Source organism: Bacillus sp. P4_D3 (assembly GCF_056401855.1).
In genome coordinates this window covers 1-716 of record NZ_JBFUIN010001180.1, presented here as the reverse complement: position 1 = coordinate 716, position 716 = coordinate 1, and the positions used below count along the sequence as shown (strand labels likewise).

At 33.8% G+C, this 716-nt stretch carries 2 protein-coding genes; one reads left to right on the top strand and one right to left on the bottom strand.

The genetic code is table 11. The features are described from left to right. On the top strand, positions 1–397 hold a 397-nt coding region (locus tag AC1DTM_RS30105; RefSeq protein WP_477001663.1), incomplete at its 5' end, for an aromatic-ring hydroxylase C-terminal domain-containing protein. A gap of 156 nt (positions 398–553) precedes the next feature. On the opposite strand, the gene AC1DTM_RS30100 is transcribed toward AC1DTM_RS30105, so the two are convergent. After that, positions 554–715 carry an ABC transporter ATP-binding protein gene (locus AC1DTM_RS30100; RefSeq protein ID WP_477001664.1) on the bottom strand — a complete coding sequence of 54 codons (162 nt, stop codon included), beginning with the start codon at positions 713–715 and terminating at the stop codon, positions 554–556. Between the last annotated feature and the right edge of the window lies 1 nt (position 716).

Below are 716 nucleotides of genomic sequence, written 5' to 3'. Positions count from 1 at the left end.
ATATAACACCCCGCATAGAATGGATATAGTGGATTTGAACGGACGACCGGGAACGCGTGCGCCACATTTTTGGGGAACTTATGAAGGGAATGAAGTTTCTATACTTGATCTATTTGGTAGCAATTTTGTATTACTTACTGGGGCAGGGCATAGTGCTTGGACTGAAGCAGTACATGTTGTTTCATCCCGATTAGGAGTAAAGGTGAAAGTTTATCAGGTTGGTTTAACTGGTGACTTCATCGATCAAGGTAACTCTTTTAGAAAATTATACGGGATAGAAAATGGAGGAGCGGTAGTAATAAGGCCAGATGGATTTATAGGATGGCGTACGGAAAACGAGGTCTTAAAGCCGAACGTATTACTTGAAGACGTAATGAAGCATTTATTGTGTAATTAAATAAGAAGCACTGCTTGTATCTCAGCGGTAAGTTTATATAAAAGTAAAAGAATATTAAAAATGTAAATTTTTTATGAAGAAAATATAAAGAAATGTCGTATGAGTGACATTTCTTTTGAATATGCTGTATAATCAAAATGTAAATGAGATTCGCTTTCAATTACGTTCATTTCCTCTTTTGAAGTTACCTGTAATTTTAGCCATAATAAGTTGTTTTTCTTTTTCATTATTTGCCCGAGTTATTTTGTTTAAAAACTTTTCAACGTCATTTCCTTTTAAAATCATAATCTGTTTTCCGTAATATTCAATTGTAACTATG